Origin of the sequence: Pontibacillus salicampi (assembly GCF_042434395.1) — a bacterium.
In the GTDB taxonomy this organism is placed as follows: Bacteria; Bacillota; Bacilli; order Bacillales; family BH030062; genus Pontibacillus; species Pontibacillus salicampi.
On record NZ_JBHLTP010000002.1, the window covers coordinates 68116 to 95014 of the forward strand.

The following is a 26899-nucleotide window of genomic DNA, read 5'->3' on the forward strand; positions in this document are numbered from 1 at the left end:
ATGTAGGGGGAATACACAATGTCGCAACCAGCAAGTGGATTGACTCCTCTTCGTCACTATTGGTTATTAAAACACGTAAGTGATGCAGTTTTTTTCGTAGACGAGGACGGTAGGATAGTAGATAGAAATGTATCTGCTATCCGTTTGGCAGAAAAAAGCTTTACCAATTTTGAATATATTCATTCTTTCCTATCATATAACTCTTTCAACCAACTGAAAGCACATAACCAGAAGAAAAAATCATTAGATCTTCGAAATGGTAGGATGTTTCTTTACATCCAATGCTTGAAGCTAACGAACTCTAATATGGGAGCAGCCTATTGTGTGCTGCTCCAACAAGTCTCTAAATTAGAAAGAAGTCATGACGACATACATAATCTCTCAACTGTGAGTCAAGAAGCTGTCGTGCTTCATAATTATAGTCATATAGTAGAATGTGATGAAACCTTTGCCAGAATGTTTGGCTATTCTTTCGAAGAATTAAGACATATATCTTTATATGATTTAGTTTCCCCGAGACAGAAGCATTATTTAATGAAGAAATTATCAGAGACCCCTGATGCGCCGTATGAATTAGAAGGCGTCAAAAAGGATGGTTCTCCTCTATATGTGGAGATCATGGCTCAACCTTTTTCCTCTGAAACGGAAGCGATTAGGGCGGCTATTCTGAGAGATGTAACAGAAACTGTTCAACACAGAAAGCAAGTAGAGTTCTTAGCCTATTATGATAAGTTAACGGATCTGCCAAACCGAGCATATTTTATGCAAACTTTACAGCAGGCTATTATGGAAGCTTCTCATAACTGTCAACAATTAGCAGTCTATTTTATGGATATTGATTATTTTAAGCAAATTAATGACACTATGGGGTACGAATTTGGTGATAAACTTTTAGCTCTTTGCGCTGAACGTCTCCGATTTCTATTAGATGAATATACGTTTATTGCTAGAATGGGCGGAGATGAATTTCTTATTCTCCAAAGAAATATCCAATCTAAGCAAGAGGCTGAACGGTTTGCTAGAAAAATTATTGGCACGTTCAAAGATCCTGTATATATTGGAGATACCGAATTGTACACGACAGTAAGTATCGGGATAAGTTACTTTCCAGAGGATGGAAGAGATGAACAGGAACTTATTCAACATGCAGATTCTGCCATGAATGTTATTAAGAAAAATAACCGTAATAACTACAAAGTATTTGAGTCATCCATTTCGAAGGATTTTAAAGCTATGCTCAAGATGGAAACGGATCTGCGAAAAGCGCTGCAAGATAATCAGTTCGAGTTACATTATCAGCCGCAGAAGGACTTAATGTCCGGTAATTGTGTTGGGCTGGAAGCATTACTTCGCTGGAACCACCCTGATATGGGTTATGTTTCACCAGCAACCTTTATTCCCATCGCAGAAAAAACAAGCCTCATACTAGAAATAGGTCAATGGGTACTTAAGGAAGCGTGTCGTCAGAATAAAGAATGGCAATATCAGGGATACAGCCCTGTCGTTGTAGCTGTCAATTTATCTGCAAAGCAATTCCATCAACCAGATTTGGTGGAGCAAGTAGAAGCCATACTGGAAAAAACCAGGTTATCCCCGCGGTATCTGGAACTTGAAATTACGGAGAGTATGGCAATGTCTCATGAAGAAGACATTTTACAAACGTTATATGAGCTTCGAAACCTTGGTGTACATGTGTCAATTGATGATTTTGGAACAGGGTATTCCTCGCTCAAATATTTAAGTCGTTTTCCGGTAAGTAAATTAAAAATAGACAAAGCGTTTATTCATGATGCTCACAAACATAACGAGGCAATCGTGAAGTCAATTATAAACATGTCCCATTCCCTTAATATGAAGGTTATTGCTGAGGGAGTGGAAACAAGAGAGCAGTTTACCTTCTTAAAGCAGGAATTATGTGACGAAATGCAAGGTTTTTATTATCATAAGCCATTACCTGCTACCCATCTTGAACAGGTTCTTTCCAAATTGCATTGAAGGACTATGATGAAGAAAGTAACGTCCAGGATAAGGTAGTCTGGACGTTTTTTGTACAGTATTACTATTCCTCTTATGTAAGCCAGCTAATTAAGGGCTATAATTAGGAAGCCCTGCAGCTGGCTTTAAGCTTGCTTTAGCAATAAAAAGCTGCTCCTACAATGATGAGAAGAATGAATAGTACGACGATTAGTGCGAATCCCCCGTAGTATCCGCCAGTAGGGTAACAACAGCCGTAGCTGTAACCACCATATCCATAGCCCATTCCTTTCACCTCCTGATTCGTTTACACGATTACTATATGAAAGCATGACAAATGCGTATGGGTATTCACCTATTTTTCTAAAAAAAATCAGCTAAAGAACAATTGAAATAGTCTAAGGTATGGCTCAGTAAGAAAGAAGGCATTGCTGAGTCATACCTTTTTTGTTGAAAGTTAGTAAGAGGAGTAACAATGAGATATTTTACTAATGTATTTTTATTGAACTTATAGATGGGTGCGTGTATAATTAATGTATAACAAATGTACAACTACATGTACGGAGGTGAACGGTTTGAAGAAAGTAATAGTTATTGGTGCAGGACCAGGCGGTTTAGCTTCTGCCATGCTCCTTGCTGCAAAAGGATTTGAAGTCCACGTTTATGAGAAACAAGGAGCGGTGGGTGGCCGAAATGCCATGCTAGAGCTAGGGGATTATCGGTTTGACGTAGGACCGACATTTTTTAGTATGCCGCACATTTTAGAGGAGCTCTTTGAAGCCTCAAACCGTAACATGCACGATTATCTAAACCTGCAGGAATTAGATCCGATGTATGATCTTTTCTTTGAAGATAAACAGCTAACCATGTACCGTGACCCAGAAAAAATGACGTCCCAAATTTCAACACATTTTCCTGGCAATGAACAAGGCTATACACGTTTTATGAACGAGACTCGTAAACGAATGAACGCATTAATGCCTATGCTTCAAAACCGCCACCATCGACTGATAGATTATGTAAGACCACGAACGTTAAAGGCGTTACCTCATTTAGCATTAGGAAAATCATTATATGATGTGTTGTCAGATTATTTTGATGAAGAACAACTAAAGCTTGCCTTCACTTTTCAAGCAAAATATTTAGGAATGTCTCCTTGGGAGTGCCCTGGAGCGTTTTCTATTCTTTCCTTTATGGAACATGAGTATGGCGTTTTCCACCCTATCGGCGGTGTTAATCAAATTTCAAAAGCTATGGCTAAGGTAATAAAGGAGCATGGTGGCAGTATCCATTTAAACAGCCCCGTGAAGAAGCTGATTTTATCTGACCGCAAGGTAAATGGAATTGAACTGGAGAATGGGGATGAAGTAGTTGCAGATGATGTAGTCATCAATGCAGACTTTGCTCACGCTATGGAGCATCTCGTGGAAGAGCCAGTTTTAAAGAAATACTCTAAAGAGAAGATGGCAGAGAAGAAATATTCCTGTTCAACATTTATGATGTATCTCGGTGTTAATCAGAATATCAATCTGCCACATCACTCTATTATTTTCTCAAAGGATTATAAAGAGAATGTGGAGGAGATTACACAATCTTTTACTCTATCATCTGATCCATCGATATACATTCATAATGCTTCTGTTACTGATAAGTCTTTGGCTCCAGAAGGGAAATCCGCTCTCTATATATTGGCACCAGTACCTAATAATTTCTCTGAGGTGGATTGGGAAATAGAGAAGCTGGCATTTCGCGAATTAATTCTTCAGCAAATAAAAGAAAAAACAGGTATTAACCTGTCGGAAGATATCATTGAAGAAGAAAAAATATTGACACCTCGCGGATGGGAAGAGGATTATAATGTCTATAAAGGGGCTACCTTTAATCTCGGACATCAGCTCTCCCAAATGATGTACTTTAGACCACATAATCGCTTTAACGAATTAGATAACTGCTGGATTGTAGGTGGAGGAACCCATCCAGGAAGCGGACTGCCGACTATTTTAGAATCTGCACGAATAACTGCAGCGTGGCTTGCAGAAGGAGAGAAGGTGAAGGAAGCATGACATCAACCAAACACGTCGGGATGGTAGGTGGTGGAATTGGATCTTTAGTTTCCGCACTGTTACTATCAAAGGATTCCAATTACAAGATTACTATATTTGATAAGGGAGAAAGGATGGGTGGCCGGTTATCATTTGTTGAAAATGATGGTGATCGAATAGATCAGGGACCAACGATTATTTTATTGCCTGACATGCTCCTTTCTATATTAGAGGAAGGCGGTATTACAAAGGATAAGCTTCCAATAATCCAATGTGATCCTCTTTATACTGTAGATTATATGAATGGAAAACAGCTGACTAAATATCGTGATATGCAGAAGCAGCGTGAAGAAATTGAGCGGCTATTTCCTGGAGAAGGGGAAGGGTTTGACCGTTTTATTGCAGATATGAAATGGAGATATACATTAGGAGAAAAACAATTCCTCCAACAACATTTCGTCAATAAGAAGGATTTCTTCACTAGAAAAAATATGAAGGCGTTATTGAAGCTGAAAGCGTATCAACATGTGAAACGGTTAATGAAACAGTACTTTAAAAGCGAAGCATTGCAAAATATTTATGCCTTGCAAACGTTATATATTGGTGGGCACCCAGAAGCGTCTCCAGCATTATATTCTCTTGTTTCCTATAGTGAGCATGAGCACGGAATATGGTATTTAAAAGGTGGGTATGCAAGCCTAGTAGAAATTCTTACAGAAGAGCTGCAACAAAGAGGAGTAACGATTGTACCGCAGGCGAATGTAGAACGATTGACCATCCAAGATGGCAGCTGTGATGGGGTGATCGTAAACGGGAAGAAGGTGCCGTTCGACGACATAGTGTTAAATGGAGATTTTCCAATGATGGATCGTCTTGTTGCGGATGAATATAAATTGAATCGCTCCTACACTCCTTCCTCTGGATGCTTCTTATTATATATGGGATTAGATACAATTTATGAGCAGCCATCCATTCACCGCTTCTTTATGGGAGAAGATTTTGATGGGCATATGAAGGATGTGTTCCAGCACAAGCGTGTACCAGCATACCCATCCTTCTATACATTCCATCCATCTATAATAGACGATTCCCTGGCAGGAACGAGCGAAGGAGTTCTTTACACTCTCGTCCCAGTGCCTTCTGGGGAGGAGATAGATTGGTCTAACAAGGAAGACTATGCACAGTGGATTATCCAGCTCATGGAAGAAAGAGGATACCCTAATTTGCGTAACCATATTAACTGGATGAAAATTAAGACACCTAAAGAAGCACAGCAGGAGGGTCTTTTCGGTGGTGGTAGCTTTGGCATTGCCCCTACTTTATTTCAATCTGGTGTATTTAGACCACAGCTGAAACCTTATCAGATTGACCATGTATATGCGGTAGGTGCGTCAATCCACCCAGGTGGAGGAGTACCGATTGTCATGCAGGGAGCGAAGCTGCTAGCAGATTATCTTATGGAGCCATCTTATGCTATACTACAACATAAGTGAGGTGCTAAACGTTGAATAAAACCCAGTCTGCTTACTATTACTGTAAACAAATCATTGAAGCTCATTCCAAGACTTTTTCTAAAGCATTTGCCCTCTTGCCAAAGAAGCAAAAGCAAGCGGTCTGGGCTGTTTATGCCTTTTGCCGCGAAGTGGATGATATTGTAGATGAAGGAGAGAATCCTACTGTAGAATTAGCTCAGTTCGAAGAGAATTTCCGTATATTCTTAACAGGAACTATACCCTCTGAAAATCCGATGTGGATAGCCCTTAAAGATGTATTTGACCGATTTGATATGGATTCCGCTCCCTTTCAGGAAATGATTGAAGGACAACGACTGGATATAGATGCACATTATGTGAAGACAGAAAAGGAATTGTTAACGTATTGTTATTTGGTTGCCTCTACTGTAGGGCTCATGTTACTTCCGATTATTGCTCCAGGTAAGGAGAAGCAGTTGCAGGAAGGAGCTATCCATTTAGGTAAAGGCATGCAGCTAACTAATATTCTTAGAGATATTGGGGAAGACATAGAGCGAGAAAGAGTATATATCCCTGAAGAGATGATGGAACGTTATGGATATTCCTATACTGATTTGGTAAATCGGGAAATAAATAATGCTTTTATACGCTTGTGGGAAGATTTGGCTCAGCAAGCAGAATGGCATTATGAACAAGCCCTCGAAACGATTCATGAGTACCCACTATATTCAAGAACCCCAGTTCAAGGGGCAGCATACCTCTATCAAGCTATCCTAGAAGCTATTCGTGAAAATCAGTATCAAGTATTCCATGAAAGAAACTTTGTGAGCGATGAGCAAAAGAAAGTCATCTTAGGTAACATGAATGTTCTAAAAGCATAATAATCAACAAAACCCGTCTAGATTTTCTTGCTAGACGGGTTTTGTTATGGGGGATAGATTAGATTACTTATCTTTCTCAATGATGGAATGAGCTACATTTTTCCCGCTTAACACCACCATAGGGGATCCTCCGCCAGGGTGAGTGCTTGCTCCGACAAAATATAGGTTTTCTAGATCCTGTGATTTATTATAGGGTCTCCGAAAAGCGTCTACCTTACGATTAGAGGCCGGTCCATAAATGGAGCCTTTATAGGAACCAAATTGTTCTTCTATGTCTTCAGGAGTATATACCTGCTCTTCTACAACGTGTGGCTGAATATCCTGCCCGAATGCTTTTAACCGATCATAAACTCGCTGCTTGTATGCTTCCTTATCTAGTGTTATGCCATTGTCGGTAAGTGCAGGCGCATTTACTAGAATAAAGCAATTGTCCCCATCAGGTGATACAGGTGGATCTGTCTTAGAGGACGTACATACATAGATGGTTGGGGAGGATGGGTAATAACCATCAGAGAGCTGTTTAAACTCCTTTTCATAGTTCTTAGTAAAAAATACATGGTGATGATGTAAACCATCCATTTGCTTATTTAGCCCTGCCAGAATTACGAAGGCAGATATGGAAGGCTCATAGCTGTCTGCCCGTTTATTAGTGAAGTGGGGCCTTGCACTTTCCTCCACTAGTTCAGGGTATTGCTTCAGTAAATCACCATTCATGATGACTTCTTCCGCTTCAAGGGTAGTATTATTATGAAGTGTAACACCAGTGACTCGTTTATCCTTTATGACTAGCTTTGAAACAGGAGTATTAGGATACAGGTTAACGCCAAGCTTCTCAGCAGCAGCAGTTAATCCTTTAGCAATGTTCGTGTTACCACCTTTCACATAATACACGCCATCCACTAATTCTAAATAAGCAATCATAGCAAAGGTTGCTGGGGCCACATAAGGGTTTGAGCCAATATAAGTTGCATATCTGTCCAGAGCTTGAATGATTTTTGGGTTTTCAAAATACTGCTTCATAAAATCGTGCATGGAAATATTGGGCTTAACCTTCATAAGAGCGGAGGCGAGCTTTGGAGATAAATAATCCTGCCAAGACTCAAAGGTTCGATGTAGAAAGTGTTGCTCAGAATAGCTATAAAGCCTTGTAATCTGTTGAATAAATTGCTTGTAACTGTTCGCTCCTTTTGGATCTAATCGCTTAAGCTGCTCCAGCATATAGCGATGAGAAGAGGACAAATCAAATGAAAACCCATCTCCGAAGCTATTACGAGTATGTGTTTCTAATTGTTGGAACGAGAAATAATCTTCTGAATTTAACCCTGCTTCCTCCATAACCTGTTGAAATACATGAGGCATGGTGATGGTATTAGGGCCAAAATCAAAATGATAGCTTCCTACATTTACATCCATCATTTTTCCACCGAAGTGGCTGTTTTTCTCTAATATAGTAACGTTATAACCTGCTGATGCAAGATAGATGGAGGACGTTAGTCCAGCTAACCCCCCTCCAACAATAATGATGTCTTTCATGAATAGAATCTTCCTTTCCAAGTGTAAGCTTTGCCAGTAATGGCTTTATACATAGAGGACCATAAAACACCCATCAACATTACAGCAGATAGGGAAATCCCAAGAGAAAAGAGTGGGTTTGTCCTACTCCTTAGGTCCACCACTAATTTATGTAATACGATAATTAAAAAAGGTATCGCATAATAAAAATCGGTCCCTAAAGAATATAGGAACAGCATGAAAGGCATAACATAGAATAGACAGTAAAATAGAGAAAGAGTAAGCGCTCCTGCTTTTGATTTTCCAATACCCACAAAAATGTTCTTCGTAAACCCTTCCCACGCAGATTGTAAGGATGGATACATATAACATTCTACATTGTCGCTTATATTAGCAAGAATCATACGACCGCTATGCTTTTTTACGAGTCGTGCTAACTCTACATCCTCCAATAATGAAGCATAAACGGCTTTATGTCCTCCAATATAGTCATAAATAGAACGCTTGAAGGCGATAAATTGACCACATGCTGCAGTAGTGGAGGTACGCCCGGTTTTATTAGCGAGGAATAGCGGAAGGTGAAGCTGTATAATAAAGTGCTGCATCGTTACGAGTAATTGCACTAGTGGCTTAGTAATATAGCGAGGGAATCCACTAATCATATCTGCTTTATTATTATTCATAAACGCAAGAGTTTGTTCAACAATGGTAGCTGATACCCTTACATCTGCATCAATAAAAAAAAGATGGGCACCCCTTGCTTGCTTACTTAAACGGTGACAAGCATGAACTTTTCCATTCCAACCATCTGGTAAAGGGACTCCAGGGATAATGGTGAATCTGCTGTCACCCTGTATATGCTCCTCTAGTAGTGCCTTGGTGGCGTCTGTAGATTGATCATCAAGTAAGAGGATTTCAATGTTTGGATAGGTTATGCTCTTCAGGTTTACTATTAAGTCAGGAACATGAGCTTCTTCATTTCTAAGTGGTATAAGGATAGAGACAAGCTCTGAGGTGGTAGTCTTTCGTTCCTCGCTTGGTAATTTTGGTAAAAAGAAGGTATTACACATGAGCCATACGAGCAAGATGCCTTCCAGTACACTGAACACAGCTAATACTGTATACATATGCATTCTCCGCTCCTTCTACAGTAAAGGGTAGTAATCCTTTGTATTGTGATGGATGATATTTGATTTCACATTATCTAAAAGCGCAGTGGATATTACCTCTAAATGCGCATTCCATTCAGATTTATTTAAGGAAGAGTCCATTGGATGAATGGCATTTCCTAATGACACATATACGTTAGCCTTTCTACTTGATTGAAACGTATAATACAGGGCCACTGGTACTATTTGTATTTCTTCTACTTTCTTAGCTAGATAGGCTGCGCCTGATTGAAAAGCGAGAGGTCGCTGTTCCAGGTGATGCTCATCTCCTTGAGGAAACATCCACACTGATTTTCCTTCTTCTAAGCGTTCTTTTGCATATTGTAGGGAAGCAAGAATATCTCTTCTGCTCTCTTTATTTACAGAAAATGCACCAATTTTCTGGAAAATAGGAACATCTTTTAATCCACTCTCATGCATCATAGCATAACTGTCCGCTTGAAGAACATGACGGTTAAGTAAAAAGATAATAACTGGGTCCCACCAAGTACTATGATTTGGAAGAAATAATGTTCGTTGTGTCGATATCGGCGGGGAGCCTTGAATATATATATTATTAAAGTAATGCTTAACGAGTCTTGTAACAAACAGGTTAAACCCTTTTTCCCAAAATATGCTCTTCTTTGCTGGAATCATTAGTACCCCTCTTTTGTAAGTATAGTAGTATCCATAAACTAGTAAGTGAAGTGACTAACATCACAGCTCCATATAAGCCTTCTAACAAAGCAAGCCAGGTAAACATGATAGTTATGCTGAAAAATACAAATACAGCTCTTGTTTGCCATACAGGCTGTGATGGCTTTTGTTTTTGAAACATAACTAAAGCTAAGATTTGAAAGAAAATGGCAAGATAGAACCAGTCTGTGAAGTTAGAAAGGGGAATATTGTAATAGGGCCCATCCTCCTGCCATACCCAATATTCTTTTATTTGATAGGCGACTGGGTCAAGGATAAGGTCAATGCTGATTGCCAGAAATCCTCCGATGATGACAAAGGAGACAGCGTACCATCCAAAAGAAAGACGCCTCACTAGCGTGGAAGATATTTCGTGAGCACCCGCCATTACCATTAACCATGCGAAGCCAATTGTAATAGGAACGCCGCCAATCATTGGACCAAAATCATTATTGTAATAGTAATTTCCAAAGAACCCTTGGAATTGGACACCCAAATATTCTACGAGAATGGAAATAACGAATACAGCTCCACTGTACAATAGACCTTTAAGTGCACCATATTGTTTATAAAAATATATTCCTCCTAATAAACCTGCTGCCATAAGGAATACAGCGTTAGCCCATTCCAGAGCAGGAGGGAGAATATCGAAGGTTAATAATAGAAATCCGCAGCAAAACCAAATCACATAAAAACGAAATATCCCAGTACTCACGAAAGTTGCCTCCCTTTAAAGCCAAACTAAGATTATTGTAAACTATTTGCTTCCGTTTTGGCAGTTTTAATGTTTTCCAGAAAATAATAATAGAGAAAGAAGAAGGAGGTATTACCATAGTGCAGTGTCATACATTATCTTCTTCTGTGGGAATGGAGGATAGTATCATTGTAAATCTCTGTTCTGCCATCCCGATTTATTGTAATAACCAGCTGCTATTGTTTCAACAGATTTATAAGGGAGGGAAGAATGTAATAGTAAAGAGTGGTAATGGGTTAGATAATCGAATGGGGAAAGCTGGTTTATACTTGCTGTATTCCAAAACTAATATCCCAGAGGTCATTTTTGTACCATTAAAAAGACCTCCTGCAGGGGAAGCTTATTTACAAATAGCTAATCTGCAAGAGAAAGAATATGTAACTAGTAGAGCACTCTATGGAGATGTACTTCATAGTGGGCTTGCTCCAGGTACTATCAGCTCTCCGTTACTATTGTTTGCCCCAATGGATCTACCAATAGAAATGAAGACCAACGTGACAACTGATCCATGTAGAGGCTGGTGTACGAAGCCTGATACATGGAATATTCTTTGTAGTACAAATAACCCTGATTCGCGGCTATGTGTTGTGGAATTATTTATGTGAACCATAAACGAATACTCATTCCGATAACAGCTATTATCATGACAACTCTAACAAAGCCTTCCCCTTGTTTTACAGCAACCTTACTAGCAATAATGGCTCCAATGCTGTTTCCTACAGCTAATGTGACACCGTAACCCCAATGGACTTGTCCACTGACAATAAATATGATGAGGGAGGATAAGATGTAAATGGCCACAATAAATACTTTTAAACTATTCATGTGTACTAGATTTAATGTAGTTGTTAGAGTAAGCATCATTATTATAACAAAGCCAACACCAGCTTGAATAAACCCTCCATAAAAGCCGACAAGTAAAAAGACGATAAAAAGTATACTTAATTTTCCTTTTGTTAATTGGGAGGAAGTCTGTTTAAACCATCTTTGTGGCCTTATCACAATCGTTATTAGGACCAGTATCATTACTATTGATAATATGCGATTAAATAACTCGTCTGAAAGCTCCACAGCTAGCTTGGAGCCTGCAATGGAGCCAATGACAGCAGGGAATGCTAAATACAACCCTAATTTCCAATGGAATATACCATTATTTCGGAAGGAACTGATGGCTGTGATGTTTTGAGCTAAAATAGCTATACGGTTCGTTCCATTTGCAGTAGCAGAGGGAAGTCCTAAAAATATGAGGGCAGGTAATGTAATTAGGGAACCACCGCCTGCTAGCACGTTAATAAAGCCAGCTAAAACCCCTACAGTTAAAATGATGAGTATATGAGTTAAAACCATAAAGCATTCTCCCTTGATGTACTGTTATATACCGTTAACTATATCAAACCAATACCATCCTAGGAAAATAAATCCTCTTATGAACTGTCATTAAATCCTATTTATAGGATGTAGGAATCAATAAGAAAACCCGCAAATGAATTTGCGGGTTGAAAGGTATTGGTTAGTGAAGCGTTGCTTCCTTGTTTAGGTTCTTATCAGTTGGAGTAGTATGATGAACCCTTTTCTGCACGTACGGTATTACCCATCGATCTAATCCATATCTTCCTGCATTAAATCCTGCCACCAGTAATATCATTCCTATTAAAACCATTTGAGGGTTTGTACTAGTTGTCCCGCTAAATAAAAAGGCGAAGTTCATCGTAACTCCCATAAGAGTAGAGAAGGTGGTGAATATACCTAAAATAAGTGCAATTCCTACAAGCAACTCACCCCAAGCCACCAGAAAGCTGAAAATATCACTATTTGGAAGTGCTACATGGGTTAGAAAAGAAGCCCACCAACCTTGAACAGCAGGGTGTTCTCCGGTCGCTTTAGCAATGGCACCTTCCATAAATCCACTAGCATCAAAGGAACCAGTAACCTTGCCAAATCCGGATGTAATCCAGTGATATCCTAACCATACTCTAAGGAAGGTTAACAGAACGGCTATTGTTTTATTTTCTCTTACGAATGTGGTAAACATAACCAATCACTCCTTATCATTCATTATGATGAAATCCTTTCTACAGGTAAAGTGTAGCATGATAAGAAGAGAAAAAGCGGAAATTGTGAAATATTTCACATATTGTTCAAGAATTTCTGTCTTTTTTGTGTCTGAGTTGGTGTACCATCATTGCAGCAGTATGAGAAGGAAACGAGATTCATGCTTGGAAGGAGGGGGAGGCGTTCCAACAGTTTCTTAACTCCATACATAATACTTTTTTTGTATGGAGAGTTGAGGGAACCCCTTCCTTCTCATTCTTTTATTTTCTTTATGGTTGACTCTCTACCTTTTGAGTAGAAGATGGAGATATATTTTCTTCCTTCATCTCCAATATTTTTAATTGTTCATTCTCATAACCGATAGAGTACACGACATTATATACGATGGTTTGTTTATCTTCATTTGGCTGTCGCACAATATGCTCCGTTTTAGCAGTAATTGTAGCTCTATTGTCCTCATCAACCGTTACCTCAAGATTAGAAACACTTATACCTATAGTATGAACATACGCTTCCCGAAAAGACGTGTAGTCTTGTTCTTTTTGGAGTTCACTGCCAAGTAGGGAGTATGCTGTTATATAGTCCCTAATCCGTACGCTTTCGTTGAAATAGCCAAATAAATACCGGGCGTCTTCTTTCATCTGCTGCTTACTGATGTTCGTGGAAGGACCAATGCTGCCGTAATGTAAATCTTTATTTTCTGCTGCCTTTGACCATTGCTCCACTTGCGGCATAATATCGGCCAGAGGGATGCTAAATCCTATAGCTCCTTTTTCCGTGCCAGCTGAATTAATAGCAATCACTTTGCCAGTTGGACGGTGGATAAGGGGGCCTCCGCTATTACCATTAGTAATGGGTGCTGATATCTGATAAGCGTTAACATATCGATAATCATCAATTTCAAATACCCTATTTTTACCGGAAATTATACCAATCGTAACAGAGTTTTGTAGTCCTAATGGACTTCCTACTGCAACGATGTCATCGCCGATTTCTGCTTGTACATCTTGCCCTGTTTCCACTGGTGTTCTATTGGATAAGGAAGGTACGCGCAGTAGGGCAATGTCTGTTTCTTTGCCAATCTCCACAATGGCAGCAGGATAAGTTCTAGCATCTGCTGTTTTTACTAGAATACTTTCCGATCCTTTGACAACATGAGCGTTTGTAACAATATCCCCTTTATCGTTAATAAGGAATCCGGAGCCAATATTCTCCCAATCGCCTCCAGTGGCTTCAATTTGCACCACATTCTTTTCTGCTTTATGAATTACTGTTTTTAAATCGTTTCCATTAGAGCTCTCCTGTTGTATTTCGTGGGCTAGAGTACTAGTAGCTTTGATTGCATCTTGATTTACAAGGTCATTCATCCAATAGGCACCTATACAGGTTAATCCAATAATAAGTACTGTTACAATTAATGGGATTATCATTCGTTGTTTCTTCATGTAAAACACTCCGCGTTCACTTATTGTAAAAACCATGATACTTGATCTACTGAAATTTCCATCCCATCCTCTGCTTCATAATGAGTATATTCAAATTTCCCCTTTTCCCCGGGGAAGAGAGTATCAGGATAGGCATAAACCTTATTGGTATGCACCGTTTCACCATTTTCATCGCGTAATGTATAGGTAACTGAAATAGAAGTAAGCGGAACGGTTGCACTGCTTTTCAATTCTCCTTTGACAATGAAATCTCCATATTGATTTTTCTTGCCGTCAATTGCAGTAACCTCAATAGCATCGTTTTTATTCATTTCTTGTTCTTTCTTTGCTGCATTCGTAGCTTGTTCAATGCGCTGCTTCTGTGCTGTTTCAAAAGCGGTTTTTTCTTTTTCAATCGTTGTTTTCAGACTCTGAAGCTTGTCGCTCTCAGGAGCGAATCGTAAGCCATCCTCTACATAATCTCGTGCTTTTGAAAATTGCTTCTGCTTTAATTTATTATTCGCATGTGAAGCAGCGTAGGAAATAATTTGCTCTTTTATTTGAGCTGTTAATGCTTTACCTTCATCCGTTTGGATATCTTCCGCTTGCCATATAATTGATTGAAGCTTTTCGATATTAGGTTCATTGTTCATTATTTGTTGTAATTGCTCTACTTTTGTATCATTTCTTGCATTCGCAATAGATTGCACTAATTCAGTAACCACTTCTCCATTTAAGTTTCTAAGCTCATTTTCAGCATCGGCTAAGGTTTGCAGAGCCAGTTGATACTGTTTGTTTCCTTTTTCTTTCTTTGCTTGATCCATTTGCTTCTCTACATGTAATGCCAAGTTCATGAGATGCTGGTTTTCTGTTGCGGCTGTAAAAGAGCCCGCTAAATCTGCTGCCTCCTCAAAATAGGAGTGGGCTTTTTCATATTTTCCATCTAGAGCCAGTGTTTCTCCTTTTTTAAATTTCTCTTGGGCGGATGTAATGCTCATTTCGGACATAAAATAGGAAGCACCTAATGCTATGATAGACAATGCACATACAGCTAAAGGAAGAAACCACCAACGGTTAAACCCTCGTTCATTTTGTTTCATTCGTGCTTCTAAATCAATTGGAAGATGTTTGCCGCACTTTATACAGTATTCTTCATCTGAATAGGTGGGAGTACCGCAATAAGGGCAATAAGCCATCTAATCACCTGCTTTGTCTGTAAATTATAACTAAGATGCAAAAGGCTGCCATGTCTAACAGTACCCAATCTGTGTTACATGTTGGAATTTATATTCATAGAAGGGCTTTACATGTGCTAAAATAAGGATGTAACCGTTAAAGTATAATGTATCCTACTGGTACAGTACATAGGAACCAAATGCAGGAGGTGGAGCACATGTATGAAGCTATATTCGGCACAATATGTGTCATTGTGTTGCTAGTTAACATTGGTTACTGCATGTTTGACAATGGTTAATAAATGAGAAGGTCTACCCAACAGGGTAGGCTTTTTTTTATGTAATCCTCGAAACCTATTCCATACGCCCTTCCATTACTAAATTAAGGTTATTCTATAGTGATAGTCTATCAAAAAAATTCCAATATGTATGACGATTTGAATTGTAAAAAAGTTTCAACAAGATAGGCACCTTTTTTCTAGGTCATGACGATTATTAAGGTGAAAGGAGGTGATGAACAAATGGCAACTTCAACAGTAATGAACTCACAGCTACAGCTTGTGCTGGAAAACGGAACCGATGAAAAAGGTAATCCGATCCTGAAAAACAAAAACTTTAATAACGTAAAAACAGATGCTACCCCAGATCAGCTTTGGGCAGTGGCTAATGCTCTAGTAGCATTGCAGCAGCATCCATTGTATGCAGTAGAGCGAAACGATTCAAAAGAATTACAGAACTAAATAATGGACTAACTGAAAAAAAGGAGAGATTCGATGTCTAAGAAGCTTGAATTGAAATTCCTGAATGAGGATAATAAAACCGTTACTTTTTCTCTTGATACGCCAATTGAACCTGTGGATCCAGCTGCCGTTCAATTTGCGATGGATGAAATAATTAACCAAGGATGCTTCTTCTCCAGTGGAGGAGAATTGGTATCTAAAAAAGAAGCAAGAATTGTGGAAAGAACTGTGACAGAAATCACCTTATAATGGTATGAAAGGGGAGCGGGAGCGCTTCCCTTTTTCTATAATGGATGAAAGGAGTTATACTATGGGGGAGCAATGGATTGCGGTCTTATCGGAATTTGGATTTCCTGTTGTGGTTACATTTTATTTAATGCATCGCATTGAGGGAAAGCTAGACATGTTAAATTCCAGTATCCACTCGCTTGCAGAGCAACTGAAAGCAAAGTCTTAATAGGAATAAAGAAAGAGGCTCCATCCTAATCGATGCAGCCTTTTTGTCTTTATCTGGTCATATGCCAATCCTCAAAAGGATAGATTACTAATTCAGATCTTCCAATCATTTCTTCCCTTTTAACGAGCCCTAAGCCATTACGGCTATCCTTAGAAATGTCTCGATTATCTCCCATAACGAAATAATGCCCCTCTGGAATAGACCGAGGTGGGAAATCACTTGTTTGTTGAATAGCATGCTGATTTAAGTAATCTTCCTTCACTCGCTGACCATTTACATATAATTGATGTTCCTTTACCTGAATGGTATCTCCTGGGAGTCCGACCACTCTTTTTACATAATTTTTACTCGGTCGTTGTATGATGACTATATCTCCACGTTCAGGTTCACCTACCATGTAAATCATCTTATTATACATAACCCTCTCACCGTCTTCTAGTGTAGGATCCATACTAGTACCCTCTACAATAGATGTTGCAAAGACAAAGTTACGGATAACGAAGGCTAAAATGAAAGCTATAGCAATGGCTTTTAACCATTCCCACGCTTCCTTTCTTACATGCTGGCTCATGGAGAATCTCTTCCTTTCCTTACTATCTCAAGAATCAGGTACTTTTATAGTACCACATATGGAAAGAGGAAAAAGTACTTGATTTAAAATTGTGCATTCGATGGTTCACGGACTACAATTGTTGCCTGGCTATTGATTTCAAAGCATTTATTAATGATTTTCTCCAGTCCTCACTAGTATCTAAATCGATACCGTACTGCTTTGTACTGCCGTAGGATTTGAGCCATTTAATCGTACCCTCCGCTGCATATTCTTCGTCTAAAAGAGAGAATCGGACCTGTACTGTTGTTTCTTTCGACCATTCACTATTTTGTTGTAATTCTATTTTCAATCCATGTTGGCTAAGGTCCAAAATTTTCATTTCAAAAGGATTCCCTTTGGGATGTAAAGGTTGTATTCTCCCAAGTAAGGGTGTTCCAAATGTGTACCGAAAAGGTTCATTACGCTTGTAGTACATAGTGCTTCCCCTCCTTATTGACAGTCTATATGCCATATTTTATCAGGAAATTCTTTTTCCTGTAAAAGGGGAAGTAGGCTCTGGGGTAGAGAAGGTGGTTTTCACATATTCATAGATTACTTGTTCAAGCCGCTGTCCGTTTTTTATTAAACCTTGGTTGCCAAATAATACATTGAATTCTAATATATACGGTGTTCCATCGATTATTAGTACATCAAATCCAGCATGATTAATGTACAATGTTTCCGCAACCCTTCTAACCAAATCTAAACACTCTTTAGGAACAGCATCAAAGGATAAGGATCCACCTTTGGCTATATTATGATGGAATTGACCACCTTCTCCTATTTTCCAATAGCTACTTACAATGTCATTTCCTACATAGCATATTCTAGCTTCTTTCATTGAAGGAAGGTATTCCTGTATATAAAGGGTATCTGTACACTTACGGTATGCCTCGAATTCCTGGTGGCTTCGTATTAGAAAAACACCATTACCCATTGAACTTCGTGCAAGCTTTGCTACAAAGGGAAATGGGAATAAGCTTAGTATGACCTCTGCCTGGCTATCTGTATTACCACGAATTTCAGTATAAGGAACATGGTCAGGTATGATAGCCTGTAGCGCTCTTGTCATGTCGATTTTGTTATGTCCAAGGTTTATAGAGGAATAGCTAGGGAATATAGGCTTGTGAAGCCCATCCACTAAAATGGGTAATTGCCATTTTTCGGGGAATAACAATACATCTGCCTCTTGTATAACAGTCAATTGCTGTAACGTGTCTTCTGGTTTAATATAGGTTACTTGAGGAATACTGATGGTTCTTAGCGGTTGAAAAGTAACAAATTTCACTGCATATCTCACTTCCATTTTATCTCAAATTTTATTAAATCATAAAAATTATAGATAGAAACTGACGAAAAAGCAATCAATTTTTTTGTCGAATTAATGGGGAGAGAAGAGGGAGAAAAGTATGTAAATATAATTATTTGTCTAATTTTGCGGTTTCCTTTACATATCACAAGAAGGGTGCGATAATGAATAACGGTTCATTATACAAGAATTGGCAAGTTGTTGAACGAGCCAGAGCAAACGTTTGCCTTTAAGGTCTATGTCTATAGGGAAGTACATAAATAAGAAAATAGTGGAAAGCGATGTTTGCATGTGCAATAACTGTACAGGTCATGTAAAATGAAAGATATATGAAGTGTAAAAAGGTTATCATATGATTGAGAGGAGGCCCTGCTGTGGCAAACACAATTATGACAAGTCATCAATTGGCTGAGCGAATAGAATCGTTGCGTAATCGTATGATCAAAGTCGCTACAGTTAAAGGGTTTACCAGTGAAGAGTCATTGGCGATTAGTCGAGAGCTAGATTATTTACTCAATAAGTATGATTTACAACAAAGAGAACAGAAACTACATAAATTGTGAAAAGAAAAAGTAAGCAGGAGCACTGCTTACTCAGGCTGTCGAGAAAGTTTGGACAGCCTTATTTATTTCTTTTTACTTTCATTATTCACCGCGTTAATTTGTTATAATAGTTATATATTCTCTAACGAAAGGTGATTCGATGTTTCAATCCAAAAAAGAGCGTCAAAATGAAATCGAAATGGTCACGATTGAAGAGCTTGTTCCTGAAGACCATCTCCTCCGTAAAATCGATCGGTACATAGACTTCTCCTTCATTCCAGAAAAAGTGCGATCTTACTATTCTGAAGACAATGGTCGTCCCTCACTTGATCCTCAAGAAGATTGCCCTTCACCTATCAAGGGTGTGTTAGGTGAAGGAGAGTCTTTTTCGGTGAAGGGCTGGCAAATACCAGGAGACTCCTGCGGAAAAACGGGCGATCCGAGACCCCCGAGTGTGGGTTTCACGAGGAGGCTCGGGCGTTCGTCCGCGGAAAGCGAGTGGTATTTGCCAGCCCGCATACATGAAAAAAGCTTGTAGGAAACAAGGGGGTTTCTCTACAAGCTGAGTAAGCAGGAGCACTGCTTACTTTTTCTTTTCTTCCTCCACTAATTCCTCAAATGATTTTACTTTACCATGAGGATTTTGCTTTTCTTTGCGTTGACGAAGGGCTCTTTCTTTTCGTCGTTTTTGAACACTCATGTCATCACCCCTTCTCCTATTAGTGTGTGAGGGAAGAGAACTTATATAAGTGGATGTTTTTTCAAGTAGCTTTCTAATCGGTCCATTCCTTCTTTTAAGGTATCCATATCATAAGCGTATGATATGCGCATATATCCTTGTCCATAATCCGAGAAGGCATCTCCAGGCACTAATGCAAGCCCTGCTTGTTCTACAAGGTCTAACCCGAGGTCAAATGAAGTTATATCATTAATAGGGAATTTAGGGAATAAATAAAAGGCTCCTCCAGGCTTATCTAGCTCTAGTCCCATTTGTTGCAGACGGTCATAAACATAGTCAAGACGCTGCTGATATGCTTCTTTCATTTCCAGCGTATCCTTCCGGCCATATGCAATAGCTTCTAAAGCTGCATGCTGACTTACAGAAGAGGGACAAGAAACATTGTATTGATGTACTTTTAGCAATTGTTGCGCAAACCATCTCGGTGCTAATACATACCCAATTCTCCAGCCCGTCATGGAATGGGATTTGGAAACGCCATTGATAACAATCGCTTTGTCTCGTAAATCCTCAAATGAGGCTAAAGACGTATGATCTTCTTCATAGGTGAGTTCGCTGTAAATTTCATCTGACAAAAGAAATAGTTGCTTGTCGTTTAGGTAAGCTGCTAAATGTTCCATTTCCTGTTGAGACAAGGTTGCACCTGTTGGATTGGATGGGTAGGGAAATACTATACATTTGGTTTTGTCCGTAATATGCTCATCCAATAGCTCAGGTGTCCATTTAAACTGATGATTCGTTGTATCGACAAATACAGGAGTGGCCCCAGCTAGTCTTATAAGCGGTTCATACCCTGGATATACTGGAGCTGGAAGCAGCACTTCATCACCTGGAGTTAAGATAGTTCTAAAGGTTATGTCAATTGCCTGAGATGCTCCTACTGTTACAATAATTTCATCCCTTGGTTCATAGGAGAGATTGTATTTCTGTTCGACAAACGAAGAAATCGCTTCTCTTAGTGGAAGCATTCCCGCATTATGAGTATAGGTAGTATGATTTTCAGTGATAGCTCGTTTGCCTGCTTCCTTAATATGGTCAGGTGTGGGGAAATCGGGCTGTCCAATAGTTAAAGATATCATGTCCTCTTTGCCAGACACCATGTTAAAGAATTTTCGGATTCCTGATATTTCAATTTCTTGTAATCGTGGATTGATTAAATGTTTCATAAATGTACCTCCAAAATTAACAGAATGTTTATATAATTTTCACATAATTTTTTGTCGCATTTTGTTACAATGTAGTTGAATTTACTGGAAAGGAGCATTAGGATGCGATCTAAAACACTTTCATTTGAGGCATTAGTTCAACAAAATAAAAAAGCAATTCAAGCAGATAAACGCGCAATGAGTGCAGTGGAAAAAAGATTAGATCAGCGGCACATGACTATGCAAAAGACTACACCATCCAGTTAGCTGCGACACATGACATAGATAGAAAGGAAAAGTACAGCTGCCTTTTAGTTGTACTTTTCCATTGTGCCTTCATCTCTTCATATAATCCATATGAAACAGTGTAAAGTGTTTCTTCCTAAAGGAAAAGAGAAAAATGAAACAATCCTTACTGATAGTGAGTAAAATTGGATCAAAGCAACACTCCTTATCCGGAACCACTACTGATTATTTATGAATTTCTAGTACAGTATTCTCTTCATTTTCCTTTCAATGTCACAGTAATCCCCTACCCAATGCAACATTGTACTTGAGCATGTCCATTATAATAAACGGAAATTATTGTTATACTAAGTAATAAAGGGAGGATACATAATGGACAAAACTGGATTAGTGTTAGAAGGTGGAGGTATGCGTGGTGCTTATACTGCTGGAGTACTGGATTTCTTCCTTGATGAAGATATTCATTTTCCGTTTGTCGTAGGTGCATCAGCAGGTGCGTGTAATGGTAGCTCCTACGTTGCTAAACAAAGAGGGCGTAATTATGACGTCATTGTTGGCTATGGAGATCATCCTGAATACATATCGTATCGAAATGTGCTGCGAAGAAAAGGTTTGTTTGGAATGGACTTTATTTTTGATACATTACCAAACAAACTAGTGCCCTTTGATTATGACACCTTCTTTCATAGTGTTCAGAAAGGACAAACGTTTGCAGTTGGTACGACTGATGTTATAACAGGTGAGCCAATGTATTATCAAGCGTTTGACAGTGGGGACACATTACTAAAGTTAATTAGAGCCTCTAGTTCTTTGCCTCTTATCGCACCTATAATCCCTCATGAAGAGCGACATTTATTAGATGGAGGGATAGCTGATCCAATTCCGATACAGCCTTCTCTGGATGCTTTAAACCAAAAGCATGTAATTGTACTAACAAGAAACGAAGGTTACGAAAAGCAAAGAATGAAATTTCCATGGTTCTTTCGTAAAAAATATAAGGAATTTCCTATGCTGATTAAAGCATTGGAGAATCGCCATATTCACTATAATAAAAGTACAAAGGAAATAGAAGCAATGGAGCAGAGGGGAGAAGCATATATTATCCGCCCAACCGAGCCACTTCATGTAAGTCGAGTGGAGCGGAATAAAGAAAAATTGCACGCTCTCTATGAACAAGGATATGAAGATGCTGCCCGTCATAAGGAAGCATTGGAGGAGTTTCTTCATAAGGATACCTCACAGGAGCTAGCGGAAGTATAGCATTTTGATTGCCAGGCTTCTAAAAGAGCTTAACGATTATTTGTTAGTAACGGCTTGTAGTATGCTTCTACGAGCTTTTTTCATCTTGTCAGCCAATAGGTCATTGCAATCTAGAAATTAGTTATAGCAGGAGGGATTGTTCTGAGTGAGTCGATAGTAGCCCAAATAGAAGAAGGTTTGAAAAAGGCAGCTTCAGAAGAGAATAGACCAGCTATGGAAGCTTATATGAAACACCATTTCCCTTTTTATGGCATCAAAAGCCCTCAGCGGAAAGAGGTTTTATCACCATATTTACGAACTGCAGGAAAGTTACCATATGAGCAATCAATTCATTTAGTATATTCTTTATGGAAAAGACGTGAAAGAGAATTTCAGTATGCTGCTCTTGCGATTTTCGAAAAGCAAAAGAAAAACCTTCCTATCACAGCCAAAGAGGATATACTCTATTTCGTTACACATAAATCGTGGTGGGATACAGTAGATCATCTTGCAAGTCATATGTCAGGTGCATACTTCCAACATTACCCTGAACTGCTATCCTCTACTCTACAACAATGGATTACGGATGAAAATATGTGGGTAAGACGAACAGCACTACTCACGCAATTAAAATACAAAGATAAGACGAATAAAGATTTATTATTTTACCTAATAGAGGAATGCATGGATGAGAATGAGTTTTTTATTGAAAAGGCTATTGGCTGGGCATTACGGGAATACTCCAAAACAGATAGCGAAGCAGTTGAATCATTTGTTGCCCGTCAATCCTTAGCCAAGTTAAGCGAAAGAGAAGCTTTAAAATGGCTGCAAAATCAAAGACGCAAACAAAAATAGTAACGAAGCATAATTCAGAGGATGACCGTCTACACTGGTAACATATTTAATTACAATGGAGGTTGTTGTGTGGTCATTCTCTATAGTTCAGTTAGTAACCCTAGCAATGGAGGGTGGAGGGATGTAATCGTTATGGGATATGAAAAACTCTCTGTTCCTTTCCTTCTAGCGTGTGTTTCCCTCATTCTGGTTTATTGTATTATACGCCCAATTATATATGTAGCCATGAAATGGGAGTGGGATCGTTTCCTTGCCTATTTTCTAACATCTATGATTATTCTCTCTGTCTCGGTTAGTTTAGGAGTAGTATTTTCCATGCATCAGGCAGTATTTGCAATTGTGTTGTTTGGGCTTGTTCTTCTATGTAAGCATATCTTTGAAAAATGGGTAAGCTATAAACAAAATGCATCTGCTTCCTTGCCCTCTTCATTAAATCGAAAAAAATCGATTATACAAAAATAAATCGGAAAGGATAAGGGCATTCTTCCTTTAGGAGGGATATTTTGATACTGTCTGCGGTTATGTTTGGATCGATTGGACTTGTCCTGGGCATAGTGATATTTGTAAGTATCATTGTTATTTTAGTAAACATAGTTACCAGTATATGGGCATACAGAGATGCGCAGCGTAAAGGGAAAAGTAAAGAATTTGCCCTAATTGTATTAATAGGTACGCTGTTGTTTCCGATATTAGGATTAATAGTGTATGTCATCATTCGAAACGACTGAAATCGATGGGCAGCCATCGATTTTTTATGTTTGGAAAACGATTATCAGTAATTATTTAAAAAGTGGAGTATAGGTATATATACATAAGGGGAGAGCAGCTCAATGATTACGAATGATAAAGGAATACTGTTAGAAAGCGGAACAAATGAATTAGAGGTGGTTGAATTTGGCATTGGGTCTAATCGATTTGGCATAAATGTTATTAAAGTGAAAGAAATTCTCGTTCCAACACCTATTACGAATGTTCCACATTCTCATCCCTCGGTGGAAGGGATTATTGAGATTAGGGGAGAGGTAGTACCAGTAATTGATGTTGCACATTTACTTGGCTATGATCCATCAGAGCAACCGAAGCTAGATAAATTTATTCTAGCAGAATTTAATCAATTAAAGGTAGTATTTCATGTTCATACCGTAACCCAAATTCATCGCATCTCTTGGGGGGACATTGAAAAACCAGATAAAATGTATCAGGGGCTCGACTCCTATATTACGGGTGTAATTAAAATAGAAGAAGAAATGATGCTTTTGTTGGATTATGAAAAGATGATAGCGTTAATTAATCCAAAATCCTCTATAGATAAAGAGAGCATTCAGGTTCTTGGCAACAGAGAACGATCGAATAAACATATTATGCTGGCGGAGGATTCAGAGTTATTACGGACAATGCTAAAGGAAACGCTTCAGGAGGCAGGCTATTCTCATCTTACTTTGTTTGAAGATGGGAAGGATGCGATAGAGTATTTAGAGAATCTCAAAAATCAAAACCAGCCTATTGAAGAACAGGTACAGCTCGTTATTACTGACATTGAAATGCCTCAGATGGATGGTCACCATTTTACGAAGCGGTTGAAGGAAGACAGCTCCCTCTCGGTTCTACCTGTCATTATTTTTTCATCCTTAATTACCGATGATTTGCGTCACAAAGGGGAAATAGTAGGAGCCAATGCTCAAATATCTAAGCCTGAAATTGTCTCATTAGTAGAAACTATCGATCGACTTGTATTATAGAAAACGAGTTAGATTTTCTGGTGGGTGAGAGAATGTATGCCTAGAACAATGGAGAGCAGGTAGTGCTTAGCCTGACAAAGCAGAAAAAGACTCTTCTTCATAGGTGGATGAAGGAGAGTCCTTTTTTAGCCGACATGAAAGGGCTGTTTTAGTTCGTATATTTTTAGTGGACTCCTCTACAAACTGAGAATTTGTACTTTGAAGCAGGACAATTAATACGTAACATCTTCATGTAGGGATTGATACCATTTTGTAATTTCCTTATTTAGTCCAGCTGGTGTTTCTGAAAATGGGGCGTATTTGTTTACTATAATTTTTTCTTCTTCTGAGAGACGGTCATACTTGTCTTTAACCTCTTCTGACCACTTCATCATTTGAAACAGCTCATACATAAAATCTTTCATCTCTGACATACACTATCCCTCCTTATCACGTTTATTCACGTTTGCTAAGAGGGATAAACATTGCGATGTGTTATAGACTACCTTTTCCTAGTGTGGTTCTTATTCCAAGTGGTGAGTTGCCCCCATGGAGAGAAAGGAGAAATAGTTTGAGGTTGTTTCTTCTTCTGTTTAGTGCTTGGTGTTTCTTCCTTGTCCCATTGTAAGTACTGATACAAAACTTTCTTAGCTTTAGATAGGGAAAGAGAAGGTTTTGGATTACGGTACGTCTGATCTACATTACCAAGGTGCTTCATGGTTTGGAAATCTTCTTTTTTGGGAGGGATATGAAAATAATAATCGGCAACTTGAACGAGTAGCGTTGAATGTTGATGGCTATATTTAGGGTGGTCAGAAAAGTGGAGTCCAACTTTTTTGGCCAAATTTTGCTCTATCAGTTGTTCGATTGCTTTTTTCTTTAACGTATAGAGCTGTTTAGGCTCTGGTGCTGTTTTAGCGTGTCGATTTACTACGAATATGGCCTGGGCCAATTCGTTTGTGGAAACCTCAGGTTGCTGTTTTTTCACTAGTTATCCTCCTTACATATAACATGGTGATTTGTCTATATCGTACAGAAGCTTTGCTTGAAAATCAAATGAACAGCCAAAAAGCTATTAAAAAACGCTTTTTGGCCTAGGATGTTTCTATTGAACATATTCTTTTAGCTGGTTTACAAGCGCATCTACATTTTCAAACTGTGTCCCTTCAAACCTTTTAATGGCATTTCCCTCTGGTGTTACGATAAAAAGACTAGAAGAATGAAGAAAATCGTAACTGGATTCATCTTCTTTTGCGTTTTGCCGTGGTATTTTGTCCACTAAGGATTTGAATGATGTTTGGGAGAATTCTTTAATGCGTTCAGGTGTATAGCCAGTAAGCGCATCCCAATTAGAGAAATCTCCTCCTTGTTTTTGTATGTAATCTTTTAGTACTTGCTTTGTATCATATTCCGGGTCAATGGTGAAAGATACAAAACGTACTTTGTCCTCTAGCCCGGCTTCTTTTATTTTCTCCTGAGCTTTTGCCATATTAGCAGTCATAGGAGGGCATGCGGTAGTGCAATTGGTAAAGATAAAGTCGGCTACCCAAAAGGTCCCTTTTAAATCTTCATTGGAAACTGTTTCGCCGTCCTGGTTCTCGAATTCAAAGTCTTCAATTTCATATGAGAAATCGCCCTCATAATTTTTAGAACAAGCACTTAATAGCATAGTACCTGCTAAAATAATAAACATAAGCCAAGTATTCTTTTTCAATATGTATAACCTCCAAATGTTATTCTGGAAATAGTTTATCATGGAGAATAGCTAAAAAGCTATGGAGAAAACGTGACACTTCTGACATACATATGGCAGCAAAGAAGAAATCCCAGCACACACAGTGCAAGGATTTCGATGACATATACACGTCCTTAATATCCAGGTCCGTATGGTGCTCCATATCCTGGTCCACCATAACCTCCACCAGGTCCTCCGTATGGCCCGGGTCCCGGTCCATATCCCGGCCCGCATGGATATCCATAACAGGGGTATGGATAAGGAGGGCGAAAGAAAAATGGACTAACTGCCAATCCAGCTAAACCCCCAAGCACAAATGGGAAGAACGGCCCTGGGAAAAAGCGTTCATCTTTTCCTGGATATGGTGCTCGATACGGTGTTGGAAGAGGTCGAGCATTTCTCGGATAAAGAGGGGCGTGGTACATATATTGTTGTGGCTGCATCCTATTCTC

The 26899-nt window shown here is 38.9% G+C and carries 32 protein-coding genes and 2 pseudogenes; 16 read left to right on the top strand and 18 right to left on the bottom strand.

Translation table 11 applies throughout. From position 1 onward, the window contains the following. The first annotated feature begins 18 nt into the window (after positions 1 to 18). A complete protein-coding gene (locus ACFFGV_RS01130; protein ID WP_377344719.1) occupies positions 19 to 1995 on the top strand; it encodes an EAL domain-containing protein in 1977 nt (658 codons plus the stop codon). Between the two features lie 136 nt (positions 1996 to 2131). Here the strand turns inward: ACFFGV_RS01130 and ACFFGV_RS01135 are convergent. Next, positions 2132 to 2215, bottom strand: a pseudogene (locus ACFFGV_RS01135) (YjcZ family sporulation protein); the annotation flags it as partial. Positions 2216 to 2507: 292 nt separating this feature from the next. Between ACFFGV_RS01135 and ACFFGV_RS01140 the strand changes: the two are divergent. Genes ACFFGV_RS01140 through ACFFGV_RS01150 form a run of 3 tightly spaced genes read left to right on the top strand, consistent with a single transcriptional unit; the run spans position 2508 to position 6369 of the window. Next, the gene (locus tag ACFFGV_RS01140; RefSeq protein ID WP_377344720.1) at positions 2508 to 4037 is read left to right on the top strand and encodes a phytoene desaturase family protein; all 1530 of its coding nucleotides are present in this window, start codon (positions 2508 to 2510) and stop codon (positions 4035 to 4037) included. Further along, complete coding sequence (locus ACFFGV_RS01145) at positions 4034 to 5509, top strand: phytoene desaturase family protein (RefSeq protein WP_377344721.1); 1476 nt, start codon at positions 4034 to 4036, stop codon at positions 5507 to 5509. The genes ACFFGV_RS01140 and ACFFGV_RS01145 overlap by 4 nt, the downstream gene beginning before the upstream one ends. An 11-nt stretch (positions 5510 to 5520) precedes the next feature. Further along, a complete protein-coding gene (locus ACFFGV_RS01150) occupies positions 5521 to 6369 on the top strand; it encodes a phytoene/squalene synthase family protein (RefSeq protein ID WP_377344722.1) in 849 nt (282 codons plus the stop codon). Positions 6370 to 6432: 63 nt separating this feature from the next. Here the strand turns inward: ACFFGV_RS01150 and ACFFGV_RS01155 are convergent, their stop codons facing one another. The 4 genes from ACFFGV_RS01155 to ACFFGV_RS01170 are packed head-to-tail and all read right to left on the bottom strand — an operon-like array spanning position 6433 to position 10440. Further along, positions 6433 to 7902, bottom strand: a complete 1470-nt coding sequence (locus ACFFGV_RS01155; protein WP_377344723.1) for a phytoene desaturase family protein — start codon at positions 7900 to 7902, stop codon at positions 6433 to 6435. Further along, positions 7899 to 9014, bottom strand: a complete 1116-nt coding sequence (locus tag ACFFGV_RS01160) for a glycosyltransferase family 2 protein (protein WP_377344724.1) — start codon at positions 9012 to 9014, stop codon at positions 7899 to 7901. Before ACFFGV_RS01160 ends, ACFFGV_RS01155 begins: the two co-directional genes overlap by 4 nt. 12 nt (positions 9015 to 9026) lie before the next feature. Then, the gene (locus ACFFGV_RS01165) at positions 9027 to 9686 is read right to left on the bottom strand and encodes a lysophospholipid acyltransferase family protein (RefSeq protein ID WP_377344725.1); all 660 of its coding nucleotides are present in this window, start codon (positions 9684 to 9686) and stop codon (positions 9027 to 9029) included. Further along, entirely contained in the window at positions 9643 to 10440 is a 798-nt protein-coding gene (locus tag ACFFGV_RS01170; protein ID WP_377344726.1) for a carotenoid biosynthesis protein, read from the bottom strand. Before ACFFGV_RS01170 ends, ACFFGV_RS01165 begins: the two co-directional genes overlap by 44 nt. A gap of 119 nt (positions 10441 to 10559) precedes the next feature. On the opposite strand from ACFFGV_RS01170, the gene ACFFGV_RS01175 reads away from it, so the two are divergent. After that, on the top strand, positions 10560 to 11084 hold the full coding sequence (locus ACFFGV_RS01175; RefSeq protein ID WP_377344728.1) for a hypothetical protein: 525 nt from the start codon (positions 10560 to 10562) through the stop codon (positions 11082 to 11084). Here ACFFGV_RS01175 and ACFFGV_RS01180 read toward each other — a convergent pair. The 4 genes from ACFFGV_RS01180 to ACFFGV_RS01195 form a co-directional block, all read right to left on the bottom strand. Then, on the bottom strand, positions 11077 to 11826 hold the full coding sequence (locus ACFFGV_RS01180; protein ID WP_377344729.1) for a sulfite exporter TauE/SafE family protein: 750 nt from the start codon (positions 11824 to 11826) through the stop codon (positions 11077 to 11079). The two genes, ACFFGV_RS01175 and ACFFGV_RS01180, sit on opposite strands and share 8 nt — an antisense overlap. A gap of 163 nt (positions 11827 to 11989) precedes the next feature. Continuing rightward, positions 11990 to 12511, bottom strand: coding sequence for a DoxX family protein (locus ACFFGV_RS01185; RefSeq protein ID WP_377344731.1), 522 nt, complete (start codon positions 12509 to 12511; stop codon positions 11990 to 11992). 289 nt (positions 12512 to 12800) lie between these two features. Beyond that, on the bottom strand, positions 12801 to 13976 hold the full coding sequence (locus tag ACFFGV_RS01190; protein ID WP_377344732.1) for a S1C family serine protease: 1176 nt from the start codon (positions 13974 to 13976) through the stop codon (positions 12801 to 12803). Positions 13977 to 13996: 20 nt separating this feature from the next. Continuing rightward, positions 13997 to 15151, bottom strand: coding sequence for a zinc ribbon domain-containing protein (locus ACFFGV_RS01195; protein WP_377344733.1), 1155 nt, complete (start codon positions 15149 to 15151; stop codon positions 13997 to 13999). Between the two features lie 500 nt (positions 15152 to 15651). Between ACFFGV_RS01195 and ACFFGV_RS01200 the strand changes: the two genes are divergently transcribed. The 3 genes from ACFFGV_RS01200 (at position 15652) to ACFFGV_RS01210 (ending at position 16327) form a co-directional block, all read left to right on the top strand. Then, on the top strand, positions 15652 to 15870 hold the full coding sequence (locus ACFFGV_RS01200) for a DUF1659 domain-containing protein (RefSeq protein WP_377344734.1): 219 nt from the start codon (positions 15652 to 15654) through the stop codon (positions 15868 to 15870). Positions 15871 to 15903: 33 nt separating this feature from the next. Next, positions 15904 to 16119 carry a DUF2922 domain-containing protein gene (locus ACFFGV_RS01205; RefSeq protein WP_377344736.1) on the top strand — a complete coding sequence of 72 codons (216 nt, stop codon included), beginning with the start codon at positions 15904 to 15906 and terminating at the stop codon, positions 16117 to 16119. A 61-nt stretch (positions 16120 to 16180) separates the two neighbouring features. Further along, the gene (locus tag ACFFGV_RS01210; protein ID WP_377344737.1) at positions 16181 to 16327 is read left to right on the top strand and encodes a YvrJ family protein; all 147 of its coding nucleotides are present in this window, start codon (positions 16181 to 16183) and stop codon (positions 16325 to 16327) included. Positions 16328 to 16376: 49 nt separating this feature from the next. Here ACFFGV_RS01210 and lepB read toward each other — a convergent pair whose 3' ends face one another. From lepB to ACFFGV_RS01225, 3 genes are all read right to left on the bottom strand, one after another. Continuing rightward, positions 16377 to 16898: a signal peptidase I gene (gene lepB, locus ACFFGV_RS01215; protein WP_377344738.1), complete on the bottom strand. Its 522-nt coding sequence runs from the start codon at positions 16896 to 16898 to the stop codon at positions 16377 to 16379. A 112-nt stretch (positions 16899 to 17010) separates the two neighbouring features. Continuing rightward, a complete protein-coding gene (locus ACFFGV_RS01220; protein ID WP_377344739.1) occupies positions 17011 to 17355 on the bottom strand; it encodes a PilZ domain-containing protein in 345 nt (114 codons plus the stop codon). 42 nt (positions 17356 to 17397) lie between these two features. Next, positions 17398 to 18207, bottom strand: a complete 810-nt coding sequence (locus ACFFGV_RS01225; protein WP_377344740.1) for an ATP-grasp domain-containing protein — start codon at positions 18205 to 18207, stop codon at positions 17398 to 17400. Positions 18208 to 18602: 395 nt separating this feature from the next. Between ACFFGV_RS01225 and ACFFGV_RS01230 the strand changes: the two genes are divergently transcribed. Together ACFFGV_RS01230 and ACFFGV_RS01235 are read left to right on the top strand one after the other, a co-directional pair. After that, positions 18603 to 18791 (top strand): Spo0E family sporulation regulatory protein-aspartic acid phosphatase, encoded by a 189-nt coding sequence (locus tag ACFFGV_RS01230; protein ID WP_377344741.1) that lies wholly within the window; start codon positions 18603 to 18605, stop codon positions 18789 to 18791. A gap of 139 nt (positions 18792 to 18930) precedes the next feature. Next, a pseudogene (locus tag ACFFGV_RS01235) lies at positions 18931 to 19104 on the top strand (transposase); the annotation flags it as partial. A gap of 249 nt (positions 19105 to 19353) precedes the next feature. Here ACFFGV_RS01235 and ACFFGV_RS01240 read toward each other — a convergent pair. Next, entirely contained in the window at positions 19354 to 19470 is a 117-nt protein-coding gene (locus tag ACFFGV_RS01240; RefSeq protein ID WP_377344742.1) for a DUF6254 family protein, read from the bottom strand. A 41-nt stretch (positions 19471 to 19511) separates the two neighbouring features. Next, positions 19512 to 20675 (bottom strand): aminotransferase A, encoded by a 1164-nt coding sequence (locus ACFFGV_RS01245; protein ID WP_377344743.1) that lies wholly within the window; start codon positions 20673 to 20675, stop codon positions 19512 to 19514. Between the two features lie 102 nt (positions 20676 to 20777). On the opposite strand from ACFFGV_RS01245, the gene ACFFGV_RS01250 reads away from it, so the two are divergent. The 6 genes from ACFFGV_RS01250 (at position 20778) to ACFFGV_RS01275 (ending at position 24733) form a co-directional block, all read left to right on the top strand. After that, a complete protein-coding gene (locus ACFFGV_RS01250) occupies positions 20778 to 20921 on the top strand; it encodes an FbpB family small basic protein (protein ID WP_377344744.1) in 144 nt (47 codons plus the stop codon). Positions 20922 to 21272: 351 nt separating this feature from the next. Beyond that, complete coding sequence (locus ACFFGV_RS01255) at positions 21273 to 22160, top strand: patatin-like phospholipase family protein (RefSeq protein ID WP_377344745.1); 888 nt, start codon at positions 21273 to 21275, stop codon at positions 22158 to 22160. A 177-nt stretch (positions 22161 to 22337) separates the two neighbouring features. Then, positions 22338 to 22994 carry a DNA alkylation repair protein gene (locus ACFFGV_RS01260; protein WP_377344746.1) on the top strand — a complete coding sequence of 219 codons (657 nt, stop codon included), beginning with the start codon at positions 22338 to 22340 and terminating at the stop codon, positions 22992 to 22994. Positions 22995 to 23063: 69 nt separating this feature from the next. After that, positions 23064 to 23456 carry a hypothetical protein gene (locus ACFFGV_RS01265; protein WP_377344747.1) on the top strand — a complete coding sequence of 131 codons (393 nt, stop codon included), beginning with the start codon at positions 23064 to 23066 and terminating at the stop codon, positions 23454 to 23456. Between the two features lie 41 nt (positions 23457 to 23497). Continuing rightward, positions 23498 to 23722, top strand: a complete 225-nt coding sequence (locus ACFFGV_RS01270) for a hypothetical protein (protein WP_377344748.1) — start codon at positions 23498 to 23500, stop codon at positions 23720 to 23722. A 105-nt stretch (positions 23723 to 23827) separates the two neighbouring features. Continuing rightward, on the top strand, positions 23828 to 24733 hold the full coding sequence (locus ACFFGV_RS01275; RefSeq protein ID WP_377344791.1) for a chemotaxis protein: 906 nt from the start codon (positions 23828 to 23830) through the stop codon (positions 24731 to 24733). Positions 24734 to 24945: 212 nt separating this feature from the next. On the opposite strand, the gene ACFFGV_RS01280 is transcribed toward ACFFGV_RS01275, so the two are convergent. The 4 genes from ACFFGV_RS01280 to ACFFGV_RS01295 all read right to left on the bottom strand — a co-directional run bounded on the left by ACFFGV_RS01280 (position 24946) and on the right by ACFFGV_RS01295 (position 26890). Continuing rightward, on the bottom strand, positions 24946 to 25146 hold the full coding sequence (locus ACFFGV_RS01280; protein ID WP_377344749.1) for a hypothetical protein: 201 nt from the start codon (positions 25144 to 25146) through the stop codon (positions 24946 to 24948). Positions 25147 to 25214: 68 nt separating this feature from the next. Next, positions 25215 to 25700 (bottom strand): YkyB family protein, encoded by a 486-nt coding sequence (locus tag ACFFGV_RS01285; RefSeq protein ID WP_377344751.1) that lies wholly within the window; start codon positions 25698 to 25700, stop codon positions 25215 to 25217. Positions 25701 to 25817: 117 nt separating this feature from the next. Then, positions 25818 to 26426 (bottom strand): SCO family protein, encoded by a 609-nt coding sequence (locus ACFFGV_RS01290; protein ID WP_377344752.1) that lies wholly within the window; start codon positions 26424 to 26426, stop codon positions 25818 to 25820. Between the two features lie 155 nt (positions 26427 to 26581). After that, positions 26582 to 26890 (bottom strand): hypothetical protein, encoded by a 309-nt coding sequence (locus tag ACFFGV_RS01295; RefSeq protein ID WP_377344753.1) that lies wholly within the window; start codon positions 26888 to 26890, stop codon positions 26582 to 26584. Positions 26891 to 26899 lie beyond the last annotated feature (9 nt).